The 3,129-nt window shown below is 31.6% G+C and carries 3 protein-coding genes; all 3 read left to right on the top strand.

The window, feature by feature from the left end; genetic code table 11:
* Positions 1 to 246 precede the first annotated feature (246 nt).
* The 3 genes from dnaX to recR are packed head-to-tail and all read left to right on the top strand — an operon-like array spanning position 247 to position 2,832.
* Entirely contained in the window at positions 247 to 1,860 is a 1,614-nt protein-coding gene (gene dnaX, locus C3E90_RS10350; protein WP_236915596.1) for a DNA polymerase III subunit gamma/tau, read from the top strand.
* Between the two features lie 20 nt (positions 1,861 to 1,880).
* The gene (locus C3E90_RS10345) at positions 1,881 to 2,216 is read left to right on the top strand and encodes a YbaB/EbfC family nucleoid-associated protein (protein WP_236915595.1); all 336 of its coding nucleotides are present in this window, start codon (positions 1,881 to 1,883) and stop codon (positions 2,214 to 2,216) included.
* Between the two features lie 16 nt (positions 2,217 to 2,232).
* Complete coding sequence (recR, locus tag C3E90_RS10340; RefSeq protein ID WP_236915594.1) at positions 2,233 to 2,832, top strand: recombination mediator RecR; 600 nt, start codon at positions 2,233 to 2,235, stop codon at positions 2,830 to 2,832.
* Positions 2,833 to 3,129: the final 297 nt, after the last annotated feature.

Genomic DNA, 3,129 nt, shown 5'->3' with positions numbered 1-3,129 from the left:
TAAATGCAATACTCATCAATAGTTTTTCATTCTAAAAATGACACTTTCATTGAATAAAATTAAGTTCTTTTATATGACATTTTCACTGACTATTGACACTATTTTTAATTTTTCTATATTAACGACTTCTTCTGATGGGGATGTATAGTAACTGAAAATGTTTATTAAGTGGGGATATATTTATATGCTGTAATTATTCCTTCCTTTTGGTATAATATATGTATTAAACGATATAAGGGTGGTTTTATGTATCAAGCATTGTATAGACAGTATAGACCTAAGACTTTTGATGAAGTATTAGGCCAAGAGCATATAACGACAACATTAAAAAACCAGATTCAAAAGGGAAATATTGGTCATGCCTATTTGTTCTCCGGAACTAAAGGGACTGGTAAAACGTCCACTGCTAAAATATTTTCTAGAGCGGTGAACTGTTTAAATCCAGTAGAAGGGAATCCTTGCAATGAATGTGAAATATGTAAAGGAATATTAGAAGAATCCATAATGGATATTATAGAAATGGATGCAGCAAGTAATAATAGTGTAGACGACATAAGGGAATTAAGGGATAAAGTAGTTTATCCTCCTGCTAGGGCAAGATACAAAATATATATAATAGATGAGGTTCATATGTTATCAAAAGGGGCTTTTAATGCTCTATTGAAAACCTTAGAGGAGCCACCTAAACATTTAATATTCATATTAGCTACGACAGAAATGGAAAGATTACCTCAAACCATCCTTTCTAGATGTCAAAGGTTTGATTTTAAACGAATTGTAAGTAAAGATATTGTTGCCAATATGGAAAAGATATGTAGTGAGTTAAAGGTACCAGTGGAAGAAAAGGCCTTACGCTTAATAGCAAGAAATTCTGATGGGGCTATGAGGGATGCTTTAAGTCTTCTTGACCAGTGTATATCCTATAAAGATAAGGACTTAACTTATCAAGATACTTTAGATATACTAGGTATAGCTAATACAGATTTATTATTTTCTATAGTAGATGATATTCAGGGGAAGAATTTACAAAATGTTTTATATAAAATAGATGAGATAATACAACAAGGAAAGGATATAAATCAATTTATCAAAGATTTAATATATCATTTTAGAAATCTATTAATTGTAAAAACTTCTAAAAATTCTGTAGATATATTGGATATGGATGAGGAAACAATTTCTATGTATATTAAGCAGAGTGAAAAGATTTCTTTGGATTTTATTTTAGAATCCCTAGATATATTAAACAAAAGCGAAAATCAAGCTAAATGGGCTACTCAACCACGAATAATACTTGAAATGGCAACTATAAAACTGGTAAACTTAGAAGAACATGCTGCTTTAGAAGAAAGAGTAAAAAGACTAGAGATGATAATTAATAGCGGTAAAATCAATGTTGGCGAACCAGCAGCAACTAAGATAGAACAAAGACCAAAGAGAAAATTTGAAAAAGAAAAGGATTTAGAAAAATCAAAAGAAATAGAACCTGTCCAAATAGTTGATGATGGGAAAGAACTATCCTTAAAAACAATAAGGAAAGAATGGGAAAAAGTATTAGAAATTATAAAGGATAAAAATATTAGAACCCATGCATTTTTAAAGGAAGGAAGATTGGTATCTTTTTCAAAGAACAATCTTTATATTGGATATAAGGATGGATATGGAATCCATAGAGAAGCTATGGAAAGACCAAATAATAAAGAACTTGTAGAAAAAATTATCTCTTCCTATTTCAATAAAAATATTAGAATGAATTTCATTATGGAAGATATAATAGAAGAAGATTTAAAAGAAGAAGAGGAAGATACAATCCAAGAAGTAATAGACTTCTTTGGGGATAATATTGTAGAAATCGAATAATAATTGAAAGGAGAATTAATATGGCAAAAGGTAGATTCCCAGGAATGGGGAATATGGGAAATATGATGAAGCAAATGCAAAAGGTACAGAAACAAATGGAAGAGATGCAAAAACAATTAGAGGAAACAGAAGTAGAAGCCAGTGCAGGTGGTGGTGCTGTAACTGCTAAGGCAAATGGGAAAAAGGAAATATTATCTATAAAAATAGATGAATCTGTAGTAGATCCAGAAGATGTGGAAATGCTAGAAGACTTAGTATTAGCAGCGGTAAACGAAGCATTAAGAAATGCAGAAGAAATGATGGCTAAGGAGATGGGCAAAATAACAGGAGGTATGAATATACCAGGACTGTTCTAAGGAAAGGTTGATGTAGATGGATTATTATGCATTACCCATTGCAAATTTGATTGAACAGTTTTCCAAACTTCCAGGCATAGGCAGAAAAACAGCCCAAAGATTGGCTTTTTATATTTTAGAAATGGAACCTTTGGAAGTAGAAAAATTAGCTGCTTCAATTACAAATGCAAAAGAAAAAGTACATTACTGTAGTAACTGTTGCAATTTAACAGATGATGATCTTTGCAATATATGTAAAGATGATAGACGGGATAAATTTACAATATGTGTTGTTGAAGGAGCAAGGGATATTGTAGCTATGGAGAGAACTAGGGAATTTAAAGGATTATATCATGTTCTTCATGGCGTCATATCTCCAATGAAAAATATAGGACCTGATGAGATAAGGATAAAAGAACTTTTGAATAGAGTGTACAATGGACAAGTGGAAGAAGTCATACTAGCTATAAACCCAACAGTAGAAGGGGAAGCTACAGCCTTATATATTGCAAAACTATTAAAACCACTAGGAGTCAAAACCACAAGAATAGCCCATGGTATTCCAGTAGGCGGAGACTTAGAATACTTTGATGAAGTAACATTAAGCAAAGCTATGGAAAATAGAAGAGAGTTATAATAAAGTTGTTGTAGGTGTCTCCATCAAATAAAGTCCTATCATTATGCAAATTCATTTTAGAATGCAAATAAAGTTGTTGTAGGAAACATGGTTTATTAGGGTTAAGGAAAGCCCTGTAGGCCATGTTTTTTATTAGAAGTTTACGACGGATATAGAAAAAGGAGACAAGGCTAAAAGTCAGATAAATCAATGGATTGGAAGATTGAATGGATAAGAAAATGGAAGAATAAATGGACAAAATCTCCCCTTATCCCTAGTTCCTAAATCCTATTATTTCCTCAATCCTAATAGAACTTT

Origin of the sequence: Clostridium sp. Cult2, from assembly GCF_021655075.1 — a bacterium.
Classification (GTDB): domain Bacteria; phylum Bacillota; class Clostridia; order Tissierellales; family Tepidimicrobiaceae; genus Schnuerera.
Note: the sequence above shows the minus strand (reverse complement) of the source record. Positions and strands in the feature narration are given on the sequence as shown.

Excerpts from the sequence above, each read along its gene's own strand:
- dnaX (WP_236915596.1), top strand. The coding sequence starts at position 247 with ATGTATCAAGCATTGTATAGACAGTATAGACCTAAGACTTTTGATGAA.
- C3E90_RS10345 (WP_236915595.1), top strand. The coding sequence starts at position 1,881 with ATGGCAAAAGGTAGATTCCCAGGAATGGGGAATATGGGAAATATGATG.
- recR (WP_236915594.1), top strand. The coding sequence starts at position 2,233 with ATGGATTATTATGCATTACCCATTGCAAATTTGATTGAACAGTTTTCC.